The 18,721-nt window shown below is 58.0% G+C and carries 15 protein-coding genes, 1 tRNA gene and 1 other annotated feature; of the genes, 8 read left to right on the plus strand and 8 right to left on the minus strand.

Annotation, left to right across the window (positions count from 1 at the left end; all coding sequences use genetic code 11):
• Positions 1-55: 55 nt before the first annotated feature.
• Positions 56-589 carry a protein-export chaperone SecB gene (gene secB, locus QB905_RS10865; protein ID WP_282975047.1) on the minus strand — a complete coding sequence of 178 codons (534 nt, stop codon included), beginning with the start codon at positions 587-589 and terminating at the stop codon, positions 56-58.
• A 184-nt stretch (positions 590-773) separates the two neighbouring features.
• Here secB and QB905_RS10870 point away from each other — a divergent pair, with 184 nt between their 5' ends.
• Positions 774-1,391, plus strand: a complete 618-nt coding sequence (locus QB905_RS10870) for a Tim44/TimA family putative adaptor protein (RefSeq protein WP_282975048.1) — start codon at positions 774-776, stop codon at positions 1,389-1,391.
• Positions 1,388-2,614 carry an MltA domain-containing protein gene (locus tag QB905_RS10875; RefSeq protein ID WP_282975049.1) on the plus strand — a complete coding sequence of 409 codons (1,227 nt, stop codon included), beginning with the start codon at positions 1,388-1,390 and terminating at the stop codon, positions 2,612-2,614. The genes QB905_RS10870 and QB905_RS10875 overlap by 4 nt, the downstream gene beginning before the upstream one ends.
• 5 nt (positions 2,615-2,619) lie before the next feature.
• Here the strand turns inward: QB905_RS10875 and QB905_RS10880 are convergent, their stop codons facing one another.
• Entirely contained in the window at positions 2,620-3,024 is a 405-nt protein-coding gene (locus tag QB905_RS10880; RefSeq protein ID WP_282975050.1) for an MAPEG family protein, read from the minus strand.
• Between the two features lie 219 nt (positions 3,025-3,243).
• A complete protein-coding gene (locus QB905_RS10885) occupies positions 3,244-6,594 on the minus strand; it encodes a TonB-dependent receptor (RefSeq protein ID WP_282975051.1) in 3,351 nt (1,116 codons plus the stop codon).
• A gap of 461 nt (positions 6,595-7,055) precedes the next feature.
• Between QB905_RS10885 and QB905_RS10890 the strand changes: the two genes are divergently transcribed.
• Entirely contained in the window at positions 7,056-8,633 is a 1,578-nt protein-coding gene (locus QB905_RS10890; protein ID WP_282975052.1) for an alkaline phosphatase D family protein, read from the plus strand.
• Positions 8,634-8,850: 217 nt separating this feature from the next.
• Here the strand turns inward: QB905_RS10890 and QB905_RS10895 are convergent.
• The 4 genes from QB905_RS10895 to QB905_RS10910 all read right to left on the minus strand — a co-directional run bounded on the left by QB905_RS10895 (position 8,851) and on the right by QB905_RS10910 (position 12,845).
• Positions 8,851-10,094, minus strand: a protein-coding gene (locus QB905_RS10895) for an IS3 family transposase (RefSeq protein WP_282975053.1) whose coding sequence is annotated in 2 segments (ribosomal slippage) — positions 8,851-9,803 and positions 9,803-10,094 — 1,245 coding nt in all. Because the reading frame shifts where the segments join, the coding sequence is not laid out codon by codon here.
• Positions 9,682-9,810: a sequence feature (AL1L pseudoknot), on the minus strand. (Overlaps the previous gene by 129 nt.)
• A 306-nt stretch (positions 10,095-10,400) precedes the next feature.
• A tRNA-Ala gene (locus tag QB905_RS10900) sits at positions 10,401-10,476 on the minus strand.
• A gap of 53 nt (positions 10,477-10,529) precedes the next feature.
• Entirely contained in the window at positions 10,530-10,700 is a 171-nt protein-coding gene (locus tag QB905_RS10905; RefSeq protein ID WP_282975054.1) for a hypothetical protein, read from the minus strand.
• A 114-nt stretch (positions 10,701-10,814) separates the two neighbouring features.
• Entirely contained in the window at positions 10,815-12,845 is a 2,031-nt protein-coding gene (locus QB905_RS10910; RefSeq protein WP_282975055.1) for a potassium transporter Kup, read from the minus strand.
• A 216-nt stretch (positions 12,846-13,061) separates the two neighbouring features.
• Here QB905_RS10910 and QB905_RS10915 point away from each other — a divergent pair, with 216 nt between their 5' ends.
• From QB905_RS10915 to QB905_RS10935, 5 genes are all read left to right on the plus strand, one after another.
• Positions 13,062-13,511 (plus strand): Rrf2 family transcriptional regulator, encoded by a 450-nt coding sequence (locus QB905_RS10915; RefSeq protein ID WP_282975056.1) that lies wholly within the window; start codon positions 13,062-13,064, stop codon positions 13,509-13,511.
• Positions 13,512-13,521: 10 nt separating this feature from the next.
• Positions 13,522-14,319 (plus strand): SDR family NAD(P)-dependent oxidoreductase, encoded by a 798-nt coding sequence (locus tag QB905_RS10920; RefSeq protein ID WP_282975057.1) that lies wholly within the window; start codon positions 13,522-13,524, stop codon positions 14,317-14,319.
• A 162-nt stretch (positions 14,320-14,481) separates the two neighbouring features.
• A complete protein-coding gene (gene murJ / locus QB905_RS10925) occupies positions 14,482-16,134 on the plus strand; it encodes a murein biosynthesis integral membrane protein MurJ (protein ID WP_282975058.1) in 1,653 nt (550 codons plus the stop codon).
• Positions 16,135-16,142: 8 nt separating this feature from the next.
• Complete coding sequence (trpS, locus tag QB905_RS10930) at positions 16,143-17,162, plus strand: tryptophan--tRNA ligase (RefSeq protein WP_282975059.1); 1,020 nt, start codon at positions 16,143-16,145, stop codon at positions 17,160-17,162.
• A gap of 41 nt (positions 17,163-17,203) precedes the next feature.
• Positions 17,204-17,761: a copper chaperone PCu(A)C gene (locus QB905_RS10935; RefSeq protein ID WP_282975060.1), complete on the plus strand. Its 558-nt coding sequence runs from the start codon at positions 17,204-17,206 to the stop codon at positions 17,759-17,761.
• A 183-nt stretch (positions 17,762-17,944) separates the two neighbouring features.
• On the opposite strand, the gene QB905_RS10940 is transcribed toward QB905_RS10935, so the two are convergent.
• Positions 17,945-18,655 carry a MarC family protein gene (locus tag QB905_RS10940; RefSeq protein ID WP_282975061.1) on the minus strand — a complete coding sequence of 237 codons (711 nt, stop codon included), beginning with the start codon at positions 18,653-18,655 and terminating at the stop codon, positions 17,945-17,947.
• Positions 18,656-18,721: the final 66 nt, after the last annotated feature.

Consider the following 18,721-nt stretch of genomic DNA (forward strand, 5'->3'; position numbering starts at 1 on the left):
CGGCCTTGCGACCGGGTTTTTCGATAAAATTACCTGAAAAATCAGGCCCAAAAAATCAGGCATTCCCGGCCACGGGCCCGCCATTGGCGCGTTGTGCTTCGAGCTGGGCGCGTTGCTGCATATAGAGCGTGCCGAAATCGATCGGATCGAGATAGAAGGGCGGGGTAAAGCCGCCATCTGCCGTGGCGTCGGCCACGATGCGGCGGGCGAACGGGAACAGATAGCGCGGGCATTCGACCAGCAGCGTCGGCTCCACCAGGGCTTCGGGCATGTTGCCGAGCTGGAACAGGCCGCCATACACCAGTTCGATGGCGAACATCGCGCCTTCGCTGGTCGAGGCCTTGACGTTGAGCTTGATATCGACTTCGAACAGGCCATCGGGGCGACCCTTGGCGCTCATCTCGACGCCGAGATCGACATCGGGGCGCGATTCCACGCGCAGGCTATTGGGGGCGCGCGGATTTTCAAACGAAAAATCGCGGATGAACTGAGCCAGAACCTGCATCTGGGCGGCGGGCGGCTGCTGAGACAGGTCGGCGTTCTGATCGGGGTTTTGTGCGGCGGGGGTCGTCGTATCGTTATCGGTCATGAAATTCAGGGCTCCGAAATGGGTCAGGCAAGGCGCTCCAGCGCGTCACCGGCGGCGTGTGACACGCCTGCTAACAGATAAGAAAATTTTAAGCAATCAAACGAAGAGTTCACCTTCTCAACTTTCTTCCTATATATGGGTCAGGTGCGGCATAAAAGACCGCGATCAAGCCGAAGAGAATACCGTGAACAATGTTGCCGTCCTGATTATATTCGCTGTGCTGGCCCTGGTCATTCTGGTGAATCTCTACAATGTGCTGGGCCGCAAGGTGGGCTTCCGCTCCGAAGACAAGGCTCTGGGCGCGCAAAAGCCAAACGAGATCGAATCGGGCGGCAAGCTGGAACGGCCCGCCGAATCGCGCAATCCGAGCCTCGATGCCTTGAAAGCGCGCGATGTCAATTTCAACGAGACGAACTTTCTCGAAAAGGCGCGTGAAACCTATGAGCAGGTGGTGCTGGCCTTCCACAAGGGTGAGCTTGAGCCGGTGAAGGATCGCCTGAGCGAGAAGGTATATGCGAGCTTCAGCGACGCCGTGGCGGCGCGCACCGAAGCGCCGAAACAGATCCTGAGTTTTGTCGAGTCGCCCAAGGCCGACATCGACACCATCGAATATAAGGACGAGCAGGCGCAGTTGCGCGTGCGCTTCCTGTCGGAAATGGTTTACGAAACGCAGGCGGGTGAAAACGGCGAGGCGGCGCAAAAGCTCTATCGCCGCGCCGCCGAATACTGGACCTTCCAGCGCGCCTATAAGAATATGAACGGTTCGTGGATCCTCGCTCGCGTCGAGGCGGCCAAGGCGTGAGGCTTGGGCTTGTCTTAAGTGCAGGGCTGGCTCTGCTGCTGGCGGCGTGCGCCACTGTGCCCGTTACGCCGCCCGTTACGCCGCCCGTGACCTCCCCTGTTTCGCCGTCTGTCAGCCCCGAAAGCCCGAGTCTCGGGGCGGATCAAACACCCGGTTCGCCCTCGCAAACCTATAATCCTGTCGCCATGTCGCAAAGGCTCGACACCCTGCCGGGCTGGAGCGGCACCGATCCGTTTATCGCCATTGAGGCCCTGCGCGCGGCCTGCGCCTATAAGAATGGCGGCCCCTATGCGGCGGTGTGCGCCTCTATGGCCCGGCAGGATTTTGAAAGCCCTGAGCAGATCATGGCCTTTCTCGACAGCCATTTGCAGGTCGAGGCGGTGTCGTCTGCCGATCAGACAACCGGCACCCTCACCGGCTATTATGTGCCTGATTACGATGCGCGCCATCAGCCCGATGCCGAGTTTTCGCAAGCTGTGCGCGGCAAGCCGTCTGATCTCGTCTATGTTAATGGCGCGCAGATGACGCCTGCACAAACGGGCAGCCATGTGGCGGCGCGCAAAGTGGGCGGCCTTTATCTGCCCTATTATACGCGCGCCGAGATTGAGGCCCAAACCCCCAGCCAGATGCCTGCCGATCCGATGACCGACTATTATATGCGCCCGGAAGACTATTTCTTCATGCAGCTTCAGGGTTCAGGCTTTCTCGACCTGCCCGATGGCAGCCGTGTCTATGCCGCCTATGCCGCCGATAATGGCCAGCCCTTCGTCGGTATCGCCAGGGTGATGGTGCAGCAGGGCTTACTGGCACCGGGCGCCACGTCGGGCGACAATATCCATGCCTGGCTGGCTGCCCATCGCGGCCCGGAAGCGCAGGCCCTGATGAACGCCAATCCGCGCTATGGCTTTTTCACCATCCAGCCTGACCAGACCGAGCCTCTCGGTGCGGCGGGTCTGGCCTTGCCGCCCGGTTCGGCCATCGCCGTCGATCCGGCCTACCATCATCTCGGCGACCTGTTCTGGATCGACGCCCATGCCGGGGCTGCTGGCCTCGATAATGCCTTCCCGGCCTATCAACGGCTGGTGGCGGCGCTCGATACCGGCGGGGCGATTAAGGGCGATGTCCGCGCCGATCTCTATGTCGGCCACGGTCAGCGCGCCGGCACGGAAGCGGGCCGCATCAAGCATGTGCTGCGCATGTACCGTATCGTACCGGCGCAATAACCGTTTTAAAACAGCAACATCAAAGCGCGCACGCACAAAACGCCCAGCACACCGGAGCTGGCCAGAAACAGGCAAAAGCGGATGGTGGTGATATTGCTGGTCGATTGCACCACCGAATGCAGCACACGCAGGGCCACATACAGCCAGGCCAGATATTCGAGATCGAGATTGCTCATGCCGCTGATGTGAATGCCCAGGCACAGGGCATAGAACAGGGTGGGCTGCTGCATCAGATTGTTATAATTATCCGCCGACCATTGCACCTGCGGCGGCAGACGGCGCACGGCCTCACCGCTGTGCAGCCGCGCCTCGCTCAGCGCATAGCGCACAAGCGAAGGCAATCGCCTGACATAGAGCCAGATGAGCATCACCATCGACCAGGCAACAAGAGCGAGAACGGGTTTGATCATACAGGCCGGATTATGGGCCTAAATGCTAAAATAAGGTTGAGTTAAGCTTATTTTTTAACCTTTTCCCGCCGCCCGCATCACGAAAAGCGTGAAGAGCCGCGAGTCCGGCGCCAAGCCATGAAAAGGGTGCCGGCGCCATTCGACCTGGCTGAGTAGCAAAAAGCGGCCCCTGAATGATTCAGGGGCCGCTTCATTACGTGGTCTTCCAATTCATGGGGGTCAGAACTTGTAGGTGACGCCCACCTTCACCTGATACAGACCCGATGTGTAATAGGTCGGCGACTTTGTCTGATAGGAGTTATACTGGTAGTAGTTACCAGACGCCGCACAGCTATTATCGACGTTTTTGGGCGGATTGCCATTGCCTACGGAGGTAGCTGCCGCCGCCTGACAGTTGGTCGCAACAACCGCTCCGTAATTATACGGGTAGCTGTATTGTGCCACAGTGCCCCACTTCGGGTTAATCAGGTTGCCAAGGTTTTGAACGTCCAAATAGAGTTGAAACTTACCCCAGCGTGAGCTGATAGCCGGCAGTTCCTGCGTTATGCGCAGATTGGTCAGGAAGGTTGCCGGTGATTTGAAGGCGTTGCGCGGAGCGATGGATCCGGCGTACTTGATCAGGCCTGTGTCGTGCAGGAACTGATTGAAGCCCGATACATCGAAGCCTGCCTTGTAATGGACGCGGGCGTCGGAATTCGCCGTCACATTACCGCTAGAGTCGGACGCTGGAACGTAGAGAAGTTCAGTGTCATAACCGGTGTAGGTTGCGTTTTGACCATAAAGGCCCGTGCCATTATTTGCCGAACTTGATGTGTCGTCAAAAGTGAAGCTGTAATGCTGACCGGTTCGGTATTGGTTGTAGAGGTATATGCCCGTCACATTGTCGCCAAAGAATTTGTGCTGATAGCTGACCGTCAACTTGGCCATCCGGTCAATCATGTAGTTCGAATTGCTGGCAACTGGGTTGGCATAGTCTGAGGTCGAAAGGGACTTCATATTTGATGTGGCAATCGAGCTGGTTCCAGAGTTCACATCCGTCGAATTCGAACTGACGGCACTCAAGTCTAGGGACAGCCCGTTAGCCCAGCCCGCATGCCACGCCTTGCTTAGGGTCACAATAAGCTGGTCGGCCTTGCCGAGACCCACGGTATCCAACACAACATCCTGACGATTGGCACGAGCTATGCCTTTCGCTGTCGTGTTGAAAAACTCCGGTCGACCATCCGGCGCACTGCCACTGTAGAACTGCTCTTGGTAAATATCATACCAATACGTGGCCGCATCGAACTTCGTCGCGTCGTATTCCATCGAAAAATGGTAGTTGTCACCAAGGCTGCCCATGTCAAAGGTTTTGGCAAAACCAAGAGAGGCTTTCCAGACACTCGGTATCTTGAAATCGGGCGCAATCGCGTTGGTCGTACCGGTTCCGGCCCCAGCATTGGCCGCATTCACGCTTTGCAGATAGGTCCCGACGTCAGTGCCGCCGACATTGGTAAGAGCTGCCAGGCAGTCCGGCGTAGTCGGTGTTTTGGCACTGCCGGCATAACAGTTGGCGTAACCCAAAAGGTTTCCGGTATTGGAATAGCTGTCAGAAATCCACACATTGGCCTGACCGCCCTGAAACTTGCCGATGCCACCATATACAGTCAGGGTATCGTCGATTGCCGGGTGCCAGGTGAAGCTGACGCGGGGTTGCAATGAACTCAGACCGTCAAGTCCCTTGGTATTGCTGAAACCGTAATTGGCCAGGAAGGTGGGATTCGCCTTCGGTTGTTGATTGGAGCTGTAGCTGTCATAGCGCAGGCCATAGGCTAGGGTGAAACGCGGAGTGACGCGCCAGGTATCCTGAATGTAAGCGCTGTTGGTACTATAGCTGAAGCTGGCAGCGCCGTCGGCTTTGACGTTGTCATACGAATTATCATACGAAACGGAGTTCGCATCACCTGCTGCTAGAGCATCAATGCCCGATGCATATTTTGCAGTCCCCGAAGAGCCATTTTTGTTGAAGGTGTAAACACCATTCGAATAGGCAACGAACGCATTGAAGATGTCGACTTTTTCATGTTCGACGCCGAAGAACAGGGTATGTTTGTCCAGGCGATACTTGCCCTTGAAATCGAAATGAGTGTTGTTATTGGTCAGGATATTGTAGTGACGATAGCGGTCCGGGCCGAGATAGATATAGCCGCCTTCAGGAGTCACAATCCGGAATTCGGCGAAATCTGTACCGCCCATGGACACCGGAATAGCCGAGACTTCCTTCTTGGAGGCATTGAATTCAGTGCTAAAGGCATCGGTCCAGTTGGACAGAACCTGCAGCTTGTAAACCTTCAGATCCGTCTCATTGGTGTACCAGTGTGATTGCAGGGCGAGATCACCATAGCTGGTCGAATTATCATAGTCGCTGATCGACTGGCTCTTAGTGTCCTGATAGGACAAGGTAGCCCGTTGATTGTCATTGATCTGCCAATCGAGCTTGCCGAAATATTTCTCGTCCGTATAGGGCTCAGACCCGCTCCAACCCAGCGGATCATAGCCATATTTCGACTTCATGATGCTCGTGACCTGGTCGATATCGGCCTGGCTGACCCCTTTAATAATATTACCTGCACCCGAACCAGCCGGGCCATAGGTTGCCGGAAGAGAACCCTCAAACTTTTCATAATCGACGAAGAAAAACAGCTTATCCTTTACGATAGGGCCAGACAGATGGGCGCCGTAGGTTTTTTCCGAGAAGTCCCCTGTAACGGTTTTCGTAGCCCAGTTGCCCGAGCTATTCTTGTAGTCAAGCTTCTTGCCCCGCATGTTGTTATTGGTTTCTTCGTAAACCAATCCACCATGGAAATCGTTACCGCCTGATTTGGTGACGAAGTTGATCACGCCGCCCTGGAAAAAATCGTACTGGACGTCATAAGGTGCCGTATCGACATTGACCGCTTCCAGTGTATCCACGGAAATCGGCGAACGCAGGGTTGGCAAACCGTTAGCGTTCAGACCGAAGTCATCGCCTTCCTTGACGCCATCAATGAGAATGGCATTAGAACGGCTGTTTTGACCGCCGAGTGACAGGGCGCCGGAGTTGGTGGAATCTTCCCAGGCCGTGGGTGACTTTAGGGCATAGTCGCGAATATCGCGCTCAAGCGTCGGTTCGGCAGCGATTTCGGCGGCCCCAATATGGGTCCGGCCGGCAACCCGTGACGCACGCACGCCGCGCACGGTAACTTCAGTTGGCGCCGAAGATGACTGAAGCGCCACATCGGCCTCCGTCGCTTCACCGATGCCGACAACCGGAACCGTAACTTTGGTTACTGCCTCTGAGTCAGTGGACACCGACACAGTGTAGGGGCCACCAACGCGCAATTGATCAATGGCGTAGTAACCCGTCGAATCCGTGGTGGCTGTAGAGGTCATGCCGGTTGGCGTATGGACGATGGTTACCCTGGCACCAGCAACAGCTTTTCCGCTGGCATCAGTGACGTAGCCCTTCAGCCCCCCAGTTGTCTGCTGAGCATAGACGGTACTTGCCGAAATAAGGGCGAGTACAGAAGCCGCCGCGGCAATTTTAAACATATTTCTCATCAGGAGTATCCCCTCTCCAGGTTAATTTGAAAATCAGTAAATTATTTCCTGAAAATGGCTTGATATCTTCGTGCAAAACAGACAGCACAAAGCAGTCGATAAGGTTTACGTCAGCAAACCATTCGACATATATCGAATTCTATTATATTTTATGTGCCATTTTACAGGCATTCGCCTGACAATATGTTTTGTAATTGCTTTTTGTGACGACAGGTTTGAAGATTTGCAAAGCTTTCACGTAAATTGAGCAGCAGTTCTACGACAAACGCAAGGGAACCGGCCACGATCGTCCGAACCGGGTCATAGAAGTGTCAACGAACCATTCTATTGTGCAAACTGATAGGTTCAACTCCCTCTCCAAGGCGTGTTCGTAATCATAAATGAGTCCGGCTCGGCTGTACTTTTGAGGCTGAGCGATGCTCGGCAAGGCCCTTGATTTTCAAGAGACGTACATGACCTTAATCACACCCTCCCGCCGCCAGTTCCTGACAGGCGGGCTTACCGTTCCATGCGTTGCCGCCCTTCCTCTATGCAGCCTGGCGCAAGGCGCGCTCGGGCCGTTCACCCTTGGAGTCGCCAGCGGTGATCCGGCCAGCGATGGCTTTGTTATCTGGACGCGGCTGGCACCAGACCCACTGGCCCCTGACGGCCTCGGCGGCATGACGACGCCGACTAAGGTGCGCTGGTTCGTATATGACGACGAGGCCATGAGCCGACCGGTGGCGCAGGGCGAGATTTCGACATCGCCGCTCGCCGCCCATGCTGTGCATGTCGAGGTGGCTGGATTGAAACCCGACCGTTTTTACAACTACCGTTTTGAAGCGCTTGGCGCGCGCAGCGCCACAGGCCGGGCGCGTACCCTGCCGCTGCCTTCTGCGAAGCCGCAGCGGCTGAAGCTCGCCTACGCCTCGTGCTCGCACTATGAAAAAGGCTGGTTCAGCGCCTATCGCCATATGGCCGATGAAGACCCGGACTATTCGGTCTTCCTGGGTGATTACATCTATGAATATAGCTACAAAAAGCCCGACGGGCTCGTGCGCCATCACGAACAAATTGGGGATGTGCGCACCCTGTCGGAGTTCCGGCGTCGCTACGCGCTGTATCGCCTTGATGCGGATCTTCAGGCCCTGCATGCCCGCACCACTTCTTTGATCACCTGGGATGATCATGAAGTCCAGAACGACTATGGCGGCTTTCTGTCTGAATATATGGACGATGACGTGAACATGCTCTCCATTCGTCAGGCCGCTTATCAAGCCTTTTATGAAATGATGCCGCTACGCCGTACATCGCGTCTGATCGGTACTCATGTCCATCTCTACAAGGCGTTCCGCTTCGGCGATCTGGCCGACATTACCTTGCTGGACGGCCGGCAGTATCGTTCGCCTGCGGCCTGTCCGGTCAATGGGGTACGCAAGGGCCATGTCGTCACCGACGCCTGTATCGACCGGCTCGATCCGAAACGCTCTATGCTCGGCATTCAGCAGGAAGCTTGGCTCTATGATCGATTTGCGAAATCGCACACCACATGGAACATCATCGCGCAGGATCTTCTCGTGGCGTCCTTCACACAAACGGGCAGAGATAAGGCTGGCAATACTATCGTCGGTCACTGGACCGATGGATGGGACGGTTATCCGGCGACGCGCGACCGCTTACTGGCCGCGATCCAGTCTACGCGGCTGAAAAACCCGGTCATGCTGGGCGGGGACATCCATTCCTTCTGGGCGACGGACCTGAAGGCAGACTTCAGCAATCCCAATTCTGCGACCATCGCCACCGAATTCGTCGGTACATCGGTAACGTCAGACGGGCCGCCACGTAAGGCCTTTGCTGACCGGCTTCCCGAAAATCCGCATATCAAATATTTCAATAGCGGCACACACGGCTATGTTGTGGCCGAGGTCACGCCGCAACAAATGGCGGTGCGCTTCCGGGCGATTTCTGATCGTGCCGACCCGAATGCCACGGTGGCGACAGAGCGCGCCTTTACTGTCGAAAATGGTCGCGCTGGGGTAATAATGGCCTAACCTGAGCTGAGGCTGACCATTTGTCCCAATCAGCCGAGAACTCCGGATAGCGCGACGGAAGGCGTGCGCTTTGCCCGGTCATGCCAACATAGACCGACTTGCGATCGTAACTGAAGGTACTGAACTGGCGCTGTTGCAAAATTTAAAACTGGCAATAGTCTGTTTAAGCTACGCGGTCTGAACCGCCCCGGATTTGCCGGAGGCCGGTTTATAAAAGTTACGCGGCCATCTCTTCGGTGTCGAGAGCGGCATAGTACATTTGTTCAGCCTCAGCCGGCGGTATATTGCCTATAGGCTCAAGGAGCCTTCGGTGATTGAACCAATCGACCCATTCGAGGGTGGCAAACTCAACGGCTTCAAAGTTGCGCCACGGCCCTTTGCGATGAATGACCTCGGCCTTGTAAAGCCCGTTGATGGTTTCAGCCAGGGCGTTGTCGTAGGAATCCCCAACACTTCCGACCGATGGTTCGATACCCGCTTCAGCCAGACGCTCAGTATACTTGATCGAAATATACTGACTGCCCCGGTCTGAGTGATGCACCAGGCCGCCGCGATGAACAGGCCTGCGATCATGGATCGCCTGTTCCAGCGCATCGAGGACGAAACTGGCATGGGCCGTACGACTGGCGCGCCAGCCGACAATGCGGCGGGCGTAGGTGTCGATGACAAATGCCACATACACAAAGCCCTGCCAGGTGGCGACATAGGTGAAATCCGATACCCAGAGCCTGTTGGGCGCCGGTGCACGGAATTGCCGGTTCACATGGTCCAGCGGGCAAGGTGCCGCCTTATCGGAAACCGTTGTACGAACAGGCTTTCCGCGGATTATACCCTGCAGACCGAGGCCGCGCATCAATCGCTCGACCGTGCATCGGGCAATGTCAAAGCCCTCCCGATTCATCTGGCGCCAGACCTTGCGGACGCCATAGACCTCGTAGTTCTCGGCAAACACACGCGCGACCTCCGGCTTGAGTTCCAGATCACGCTTCGCCCGCGCCGACAGTCGAGCCGGATCATTACGCTGAGCGATGCGTTCGAAATAGGTAGATGGGGCAATCGGCAAAACTCTGCAGATCGGCTCGACCCCGTACGCCTCCCGGTGATCATCGATGAACGCAGTCATCGCTTGAACGGGCGCCCACTCTTTCAGGCTCGCTCCGCCTGGGCAAAATAAGCGCTGGCCTTGCGCAATATCTCGTTGGCCTGCCGCAACTCCCGGGTCTCGCGCTCCAGGGCCTTCATCTTCTCGGCCAGATCGGTCGGAACGCCAGCGCGCTTGCCGGTATCGACCTCAGTCTTCTTGATCCAGTCGTTCAGGGTGCCCGGCGCACAACCGATCTTCTGAGCTACCGACAAGATGGCTGTCCATCGCGAAGGGTAATCGGCTTCATGTTCGAGAACCATCCGTACAGACCGTTCGCGGATCTCAGGGGAAAATTTATTCGTCGTTTTGTTCGTCATAGCCCTATCTACTCACGAGTTAGGGCCTCCGGCAAATCCGGGGCGGTTCAAACGCACGGTCGAAACACTGTGGAACAGGATCGGCAAGTTGCTCGACCTCTTCTCTCAACAAGAATGTGCGAATTATCTCAGAAACTCAGGGTATGCGTAAACCTAATCACAAAAGAGTCTAGCAGAAGTCGTTACCGGTAGCCCTCCAACAGACCTCTATCAAAAAGGACGCCTATGAAGAAAAATTTGAATGATTCTAGCGCATTGCCCGCAAGCAGCAACGCTTCGCAGCAGGTGCCCATTTTTGAACAGGAATGGTGGAGCTTAGCGGAGTCGAACCGCTGACCTCTTCAATGCCATTGAAGCGCTCTACCAACTGAGCTAAAGCCCCATCCATCAAGATGGCCCCGGAAGGCATGACCCGCCGAGGCCGCGACTTCTATTTCAAGGCTTGGTCTGGTGCAAGTCCTTTTGCGCACTTTTTTGCATTTTTTGTTTTGCAGCGAAAATAGCAAGACAGATCAGCCAGATAATCCATCGTTTTACAGTCCGGCCAGCCGCGACACGCTCAGAGGGTGAAAAGCGTCCGGTCATAAAAAAGCCGGCGGAGGACATCCGGCGGCTTCATTTTCAGCTCAAAGCGCCGCCACTCTCTCTGCTAAGAATGGGCTCCTCGCATAGGCTCGGGCGGCCAGTCGGCCTTGCCCAAGGCATAAACGTGCCTTGGGATTACACCGTCACCTGTGTGCCCAGTTCGACGACGCGGCCCGGCGGGATATGGAAGAATTCGGTCGGGTTGGTGGCGTTTTTCATCAGGAAGATGAACAGCTTGTCCTGCCAAAGCGGCATACCCGAATTGGCCGACGGCACCACCGAGCGGCGGCCCAGGAAGAAGCTGGTGGCCATGATGTCGAACTTCAGGCCCAGCTTGCGGCACAGACCCAGCGCGCGCGGCAGGTTGGGGCTTTCCATAAAGCCGTAGGTCAGCGTCACTTTTTTGAAGTCGGCATTGAGCACTTCGATCGACACGCGGTCCGATTCCGCCACACGCGGCGTATTGGCCGTCCTGACCGTCAGGATGATGTTCTTCTCGTGCAGGATTTTATTGTGCTTGAGATTGTGCATCAGCGCCACGGGGGCCGCGTCGGAATCCGAGGTCAGGAAGATGGCGGTGCCCGCCACGCGGTGCGGCGGACGCTTTTTCAGCATTTCGATCAGGTCGGTCAGCAAAACCGAATCGCGGCGTGTCTTTTCGGTGAGGGTGCGCGTACCGGCGGCCCAGGTCAGCATGACCAGTACCAGCGCCGCACCCAGCGTCAGCGGCAGCCAGGCGCCCTGCGGAATCTTGAGCAGGTTCGAGCCAAAGAAAACCAGATCGAGCGCGCCCAAAGGCAGCAGCAAAAGCCAGGCCTGCCAGCGCTTCCATTTCCAGACATGGCGCAGGAACACATAGGCCAGCAGCGTATCGACCATCATCGCGCCGGTGACGGCGATGCCGTACATCGAGGTCAGGCGGTCGGTGGACTGGAACAGCACCAGCAGTAACAGAACACCGACCATCAGCATGGTGTTGATCTGCGGCACAAAAATCTGTCCGGCCTGAGTCTCCGACGTGCGCTTGATGTCGATGCGCGGCAGAAGGCCCAGTTGCACGGCCTGTTGGGTCATCGAAAAGGCGCCGGTGATGACGGCCTGCGAGGCGATGACCGTGGCCATCGTGGCCAGAACGAAGATCGGCCAATAGGCCACTTCGGGCACCATGCGCCAGAAGGGATTATCGCGCGCCGAAGGATCGTGCAGGGTCAGAGCGCCCTGACCGAGATAGTTGAGCATCAGGCACGGAAACACAAAAAACAGCCAGGCGCGCTGGATCGGTTTCTTGCCGAAATGGCCCATATCGGCATAGAGGGCTTCGGCACCGGTGACGGCCAGAAACACCGAACCCAGAATCACAAAGCCGGTAAAGCCGTTGGCGAACAGGAATTCGATGCCGTATTGCGGCATGAGCGACACAAGAATTTGCGGCTGGTCGAAAATATGGACGAGGCCAAGGCCGCCCAGCGCCAGAAACCAGATAACCGTGATCGGGCCGAACAGGCGCGCCACCTTGGCCGTGCCTTTCGACTGCACCATGAACAGGATGATCAGGATAATGGCCGAAATCGGCACGATCAGGTGCGACAGGGAATGGCCGAGGCCCGGCGCGTCCCTCAGGCCTTCCACCGCGCCCAGAACAGAAACCGCCGGGGTGATGATGCCGTCGCCATAAAACAGCGACGCCCCGCAAATGCCCAAGAAAAACACGGTCGGCGAATATTTGCCGAGCGCTTTTTGCGCCAGCGCCATCAGGGCCAGGGTTCCGCCTTCGCCCTTATTGTCGGCGCGCATCAGGAACAGGACGTATTTGACCGTCACCACCATGACCAGCGCCCAGAAGACGAGCGAAATCACGCCCTTGACGGCCAAATCGGCGCTGGTGCCTTCGCGCGTGTGGCGCAGGGCCTCGCGCATGGCATAGAGGGGGCTGGTGCCGATGTCACCAAACACCACGCCAATGGCCCCCACGCACAGGGCCCAGAAACCTTCCGCGCCATGTCCGTGACTGGACACGGCTTCGGCTTCGCTGGGATGGGCGTGACCTGAACCGTTTTCGGATTCGTGGCGGGGAGAGTTGTGGGTGGTGGCGAAATCCGAAGTTTCCGCCGAAGTGTCCGGGCCGGAGGCTGAGGCCAGCGGTTCGGGAGGGGTATCCCCATTCATGCATACTCTCCTGAGGGGGCTGGACACACAGTCTTCATATCCCTCGCTTGAACCCGGCGCTCTTACGCCTATTTATAACGACATTCAACCTCATTAGGCTGGCCTGTGCGCCGCCGGGGCCGAATCCAGCCGGAATGCGGGGTTTGCTCCTCCCAAACCCCGCCTTGCGCAAACACCGTTTGACGCAGGGTGAAACCTGCGTAAGAATGTCCTGAAATGTCTGACAGCCAAAGATTTCCCGTCGCCGCGCATACGCTGGCCTATCTGGCCCACCGCAACGCCTATACGCGCGAGCGGGCCGTGTCGTCGTCGGTGCTGGCCGCCTCGATCCCGACCAATCCGGTGGTGATCAGGCGCATGACCACGCAACTGGCGCGGGCGGGTCTGCTGGCCACCTGTTCGGGCGTATCCGGCGGGGCGTGGCTGTTGAAGCGGCCCGAAGACATCCGGCTCGATGAGGTGTTGCGCGCCGTCAATGGCTGCGCCCACTTAGGTTCGGTGCCGCTGGGGGCCGAGGGCTGCCCCGTTAGTCAGGCCATACCAAAAGCGGTGCATGACGCCATGCAAAAAGCCAATGCCGCCGCCAGCGACAGCCTGTCCACCATCACCGTCGCCGATCTGCTTGCCCATACCCACAGTTTGCCGGTCGAGCCGGTCACAGCCTGAGGTCGCCCGCTTGCCACGCCGCCTTGCCCTGATTACCGGAGCCTCGTCGGGTATCGGCATGGCGTTTGCGCGCGTCTATGCCGCGCAGGGCTGGGACGTGGCGGTGACGGCGCGGCGCGCTGACCGGCTGGATAAATTGTGCGAGGAAATACGCCTGCGCTATGGCGTCGAAGCCCATGCCCTGCCCGGTGACCTCAGCGATCCGGCCACGCCGGAAAAGCTGTATGACGGCGTAATGGCGCTGGGCCGCAACATCGATGGTCTGGTCAATAATGCTGGCTATGGCCAGCCGGGCGGCTTCGCCGGCAATGCACTGGAAGATCAGCGCGCCATGATGCAGGTGATGATGCAGGCCCCGATGGAGTTGACCCACCGCGTTTTGCCCGGCATGATCGCTGAAAAATTCGGTCGCATCGTCAATGTCGCGTCGCTGGCCGGTTTGCTGCCCGCCTCGCCGGGGGAAACCCTGTATGGCCCGATCAAAACCTTTCTGATCCGCTTTTCGCAGAGCCTGCACCTCGAAATGCGCGACCACGGCATCCATGTCAGCGCCCTGTGCCCCGGCTTTACCTATAGCGAGTTTCACAATGTCACGGGCCAGACCGGCAAGCTGTCGAAAACCGTGCCCGAATGGTGCTGGATGGGGGCCGATGAGGTGGCGCGCGAAGGTTTCATGGCGGCGGAGGCCAATCGCGCGGCCTGCGTGCCCGGTGCGCCTAACAAGACGGCGGCGGCGCTTCTGAAGGTGCTGCCTGATGACTGGACGATGGAAGTACTGGCCGGACAGTTACGCCGCTTCCACCGTTAACCTCTTAAATATGCACTCAGAGGCCGTGCAGGCTCGCTGCAGGAGCGGCGGCGTGCGGTCGCACGCTGCAAGCTGCGATGAGTCAAGCTCATCACAGCCTGTTATCCGCGCTTGCGGTAAATCTGCGTCCGGCTTACACCGGTGGCTTCTCTTTTGCCGAGCATGTCCGTGTCTGAAATTCCGCCTGTCGCACCCGCTGTACGAAAATCCGGCCTGGTGCGCAATTCGCTGATCAATGCCGGCTTTACCCTGATTTCGCGCCTCGCCGGTTTTGCCCGCGATCTGGTCATCGCCAACTATCTCGGCGCATCGGCCAATATCATGGCCGACGCCTATGCCACGGCGCAGCAGTTTCCCAACCTGTTCCGGCGCATCTTCGCCGAAGGGGCGTTTTCATCGGCCTTCGTGCCCGCCTATGCAGCAGCGCTGGAACGCGACGGGAAAGAAAAAGCCGACAAGATGGCGCATGACGCTATGGCCACCCTGGTCTTCCTGACAGTGGGCCTGACCCTGTTGTGCGAACTGACCATGCCGTGGCTGATGTTCGTTTTCAAACACGGCTTTTTCGCCGACCCGGAAAAGTTCAAATGGACAGTGATCCTGACCCAGATCACCATGCCCTATCTGCCGTGCATGGCGATCGTGGCCCATCTGGCCGGGGTTTTGAACACGCGCGGCAAGTTCATGCTGTCGGCGGGCGCGCCGATCCTGCTCAATGCTGTGACTCTGCTTTTCATCATCCCCACCCATTCACCGTTTCAATCAGCGCTATGGGGATCGATCGGCACACTGGTGGCGGGCGTGCTGCAAGCCAGCCTGCTTTTGTGGGGGGCGCGCAAAACCGGGGCCCATGTCAGCCTGTCGATCATTCCGGTTTTCTCGAAGCAAATTAACGCCTTGCTTTTGCTGGCCGTTCCCGGCGCTCTGGCCGCGGCAGCCACACAGGTTAATGTGTTTGTGTCGCAGTTCTTTTCCTCAAACGTCAATGGTGCCACCATGTGGCTGACCATCGCCGACCGCTTCTACCAGTTGCCGCTGGGGCTGGTGGGGGTCGCCATCGGCACGGCGCTTTTGCCTGCCCTGTCGCGCGCTGTCCATGCCGGGGATCATGATCACGCACAAAGAACGATGGATCAGGCCGTCGTCTATGCCTTCGTCTTCGCCCTGCCCGCCGCTGTGGCTCTGGTGGCCATGCCGTTTTTTCTGGTCGATGGCGTCTATACGCGCGGCGGTTTCCACGTCCTCGATTCGCTGTGGACGGCGCGCTGCCTCTATTATTACGGCTGGGGCGTTCCGGCTTTTGTGCTGACGCGCATCCTCAATCCGGCCTTTTTCGCGCGCAAGGACACGTTTGGCCCGATGAAGTTCGCCGTTGTGTCGGTGGTCGTCAATATCGTGGTCGGGGTCAGCATGTTCCACCTTATTGGTGTACCGGGACTGGCCATCGGCACCTCGGCGGCGGCGTGGGTCAATGCGCTTCTGATGATCTTCACCCTGGCGCGGCGCGGCACATGGACCATTGGCAAGGGCGCACTGGCCCGCGTGCTGCTGGTGCTGGCGGCCAGTGTCGGCATGGCGGTCTTCTGCATGGCGGCCACGCATTTTCGCCCGTTCATTCAGGACGCCATCGGCGGCTTCCTGCCCGTCCATAAGGGCGTCCACGACCTGACGATTCTGGGTCATAAGGCCATTGGTACGAAGGAAATCGCCATTGTGCTGGTTTCCCTGTGCGGCGGTCTGGTCTATATCGGGCTGCTTTTCATGACTGGGGCCGTGCGGCCCGCCGAACTGAAGGCGATGCTGAAGCGTCGCTAAGGATTTTTATGACTGATCAAGCTGCCCCTATCAAACGCATCCTGTCCGGCATTCAGGCGTCCGGCTCGCTGCATCTCGGCAATTATCTCGGTGCTTTGAAAAAATTCGCCGACATGCAGACCGAAGAGGCCGAGCGCTTCTTCTTCATCGCCGATCTGCACGCCATCACCGTCTGGCAGGATCCGAAAAAGCTGCTCGACCAGACGCGCGAAATCGCCGCCTGCTATCTGGCCGCCGGAGTCGATCTCGAAAAATCGGCCATCTTCCCGCAATCGGCGGTGACCGGCCATTCGGAACTGGCGTGGATCTTCAACTGTGTGGCGCGCCTCGGCTGGCTCGACCGCATGACCCAGTTCAAGGACAAGGCGGGCAAGGATAAGGAACGCGCCTCGGTGGGCCTCTATACCTATCCGGTATTGCAGGCCGCCGATATTCTGCTCTACAGGGCCACCCACGTGCCGGTGGGCGAGGATCAGCGCCAGCACGTCGAACTGACGCGCGACGTGGCCAAGAAGTTCAATCACGATTTCGGCGTCGATTATTTCCCCATCCCCGAAACCCTCTATCAGGGCCCCGGCGCGCGTATTATGAGTCTGCGCGACGGCACGGCCAAGATGTCGAAATCCGATCCGTCCGACAATGCGCGCATCAACCTGACCGATACGGCCGATATGATCGCTTCCAAGATCAAGAAGGCCAAGTCCGACGCCGAAGTGTTGCCCGAAGAGGCGGCGGGCCTCGAAGATCGCCCGGAAGCCAAGAATCTCGTCGGCATCTATGCGGCGCTGGCCGGTGTTTCGGTGGCCGATGTGCTGGCGCAATTTGGCGGCAAGGGTTTCGGCGCCTTCAAACCGGCCCTGGCCGAAGTGGTGGTTGACAAGATGGCCCCGATCTCGGATCGTTTGCGCCGCCTGTTAGGCGATCCGGCGGAGATCGACCGCGCCCTGACCCTTGGCTCGGACAAGGCCAATCAGGTGGCGGCACCCGTGGTCAAGGATGTCAAAAAAATCGTCGGTCTGTGGGGTTGATCACGCAAAGTATCGCCGTCTGGAATAGGAAGGTTTAGTCTATGAAACCGTTGATGATCACCGCCGCAGCGGCCTTAATTGTATCGGGCTGCACAGCCAAGACCGAGGTGTCGAAAGCGACTTCCGATAATGGCGTCACCTCGGTTTCAACAACGGTGACGATCAACGGCAATAAACAGCACACGGCCCTGAAGCTGACCGACTATGCGATGCGCGCAGCACTCGGCAATAATCCCAATACCGCCGCCTATGTCACGGTCAGCAATACCGGCGACAAGCCCGACCGGCTGGTGTCGGCGGCCTGTGCCTGTGCCACGACGACCAGCCTGCACACCATGACGATGAACGGCACCATGATGGAGATGGGTGACGCGAAGAATGGCTTCGTTATCGCACCGGGCCAGACGATCACGCTGAAACCCGGCGGCAACCACATCATGCTGATGGGCCTGACCGAGCGCCCCAAGGACGGCGATGTTGTCGATGTGACGCTCAATTTCGAAAAGGCCGGGCCGATCACCCTGCACATGCCGGTATCGATGACGCCGCTGGCTTCGCAAGGCGCGGGCGGCGACGATATGTCGGGCATGAAGATGTGATCTGATTCCAGATGGCGAAGCGATCTGGCAAGGCCAAGTGGCCGCCCGAGCCTGTGCGAGGACTCTTCTACTAGAGCGGTCTGCATTCTGATTGAATCGGTCAAAGGAATGCAACCCGCTCTACATTTTACGTTTTTCCGCATCTCGCATTCAATTTGTAAGTCAAATTAAACGCTCGTTGCTCTAGCCGTAAGGATGCGCCGCTGCGGGCAGGATCAGCCCGTGCGTGATACCGCTGAGCGCTGAAATGAAGATCTGCACCGACAGGGCGCACAGAACCAGGCCGAGCACGCGCACCACCACCACCATGCCGACGCGGCCAAAGATGCGCGAGATCGCATTTGAGAATAACAGCACCACCAGAATGGCCAGGGCGGCGCTGACAATGGCGGCTACCCCGACTGCATAGCCGATCATGCCAAAGGTCTTGGCGGCGACGGCCTGAATCACCACGCCGGAAATCGCCCCCGGCCCCACCATCAGCGGAAAAGCGAACGGCACGACCAGCTTCTCGAAGCTTTTCTTGGCCGTTTCGCGCGGGCCCAGCGGCTTGACGCCGATGGCGTCGCCGCCCTCCTTGACCGCGTCGGCGTGTTCGAAGGTGGCCAGAAAATTACCACGCGCCATGTCCAGCCCCATCAGGAACAGCAAAAAGCCACCCGCGATGCGAAAAGCATCCATCGAAATGCCGAAGAATTTCAGGATGCTCAGGCCGCAAAAGAAGAAAAGCGTCAGGATCAGCGCCGTAAATAGCGAGATATAGAGCGACACCCAGCGGCGCGCCCCCGCGCTCTGGCTCTGGGTGGCGGCGGCATAGATGGGCACATTGCCGATCGGATCGATCAGGGCAAAAAGCGTAATGAAAAAGTTGACGTAGAAGGCGAGGAGAGTCATGTGCAGCCCATGCGGCTTGCCTTAAGGATGGCGATGCCTCTTCATAGCAAATGCCTGGCCTCAGTT

The organism is Asticcacaulis sp. EMRT-3 (assembly GCF_030027245.1).
In the GTDB taxonomy this organism is placed as follows: domain Bacteria; phylum Pseudomonadota; class Alphaproteobacteria; order Caulobacterales; family Caulobacteraceae; genus Asticcacaulis.

Bases quoted from the DNA above. Each gene is read 5' to 3' on its own strand.
- secB (WP_282975047.1), bottom strand. From the start codon at position 589: ATGACCGATAACGATACGACGACCCCCGCCGCACAAAACCCCGATCAG.
- QB905_RS10880 (WP_282975050.1), bottom strand. From the start codon at position 3,024: ATGATCAAACCCGTTCTCGCTCTTGTTGCCTGGTCGATGGTGATGCTC.
- QB905_RS10885 (WP_282975051.1), bottom strand. From the start codon at position 6,594: ATGTTTAAAATTGCCGCGGCGGCTTCTGTACTCGCCCTTATTTCGGCA.
- QB905_RS10890 (WP_282975052.1), top strand. From the start codon at position 7,056: ATGACCTTAATCACACCCTCCCGCCGCCAGTTCCTGACAGGCGGGCTT.
- QB905_RS10905 (WP_282975054.1), bottom strand. From the start codon at position 10,700: ATGTCCTCCGCCGGCTTTTTTATGACCGGACGCTTTTCACCCTCTGAG.
- QB905_RS10910 (WP_282975055.1), bottom strand. From the start codon at position 12,845: ATGAATGGGGATACCCCTCCCGAACCGCTGGCCTCAGCCTCCGGCCCG.
- QB905_RS10915 (WP_282975056.1), top strand. From the start codon at position 13,062: ATGTCTGACAGCCAAAGATTTCCCGTCGCCGCGCATACGCTGGCCTAT.
- murJ (WP_282975058.1), top strand. From the start codon at position 14,482: ATGTCCGTGTCTGAAATTCCGCCTGTCGCACCCGCTGTACGAAAATCC.
- trpS (WP_282975059.1), top strand. From the start codon at position 16,143: ATGACTGATCAAGCTGCCCCTATCAAACGCATCCTGTCCGGCATTCAG.
- QB905_RS10935 (WP_282975060.1), top strand. From the start codon at position 17,204: ATGAAACCGTTGATGATCACCGCCGCAGCGGCCTTAATTGTATCGGGC.
- QB905_RS10940 (WP_282975061.1), bottom strand. From the start codon at position 18,655: ATGACTCTCCTCGCCTTCTACGTCAACTTTTTCATTACGCTTTTTGCC.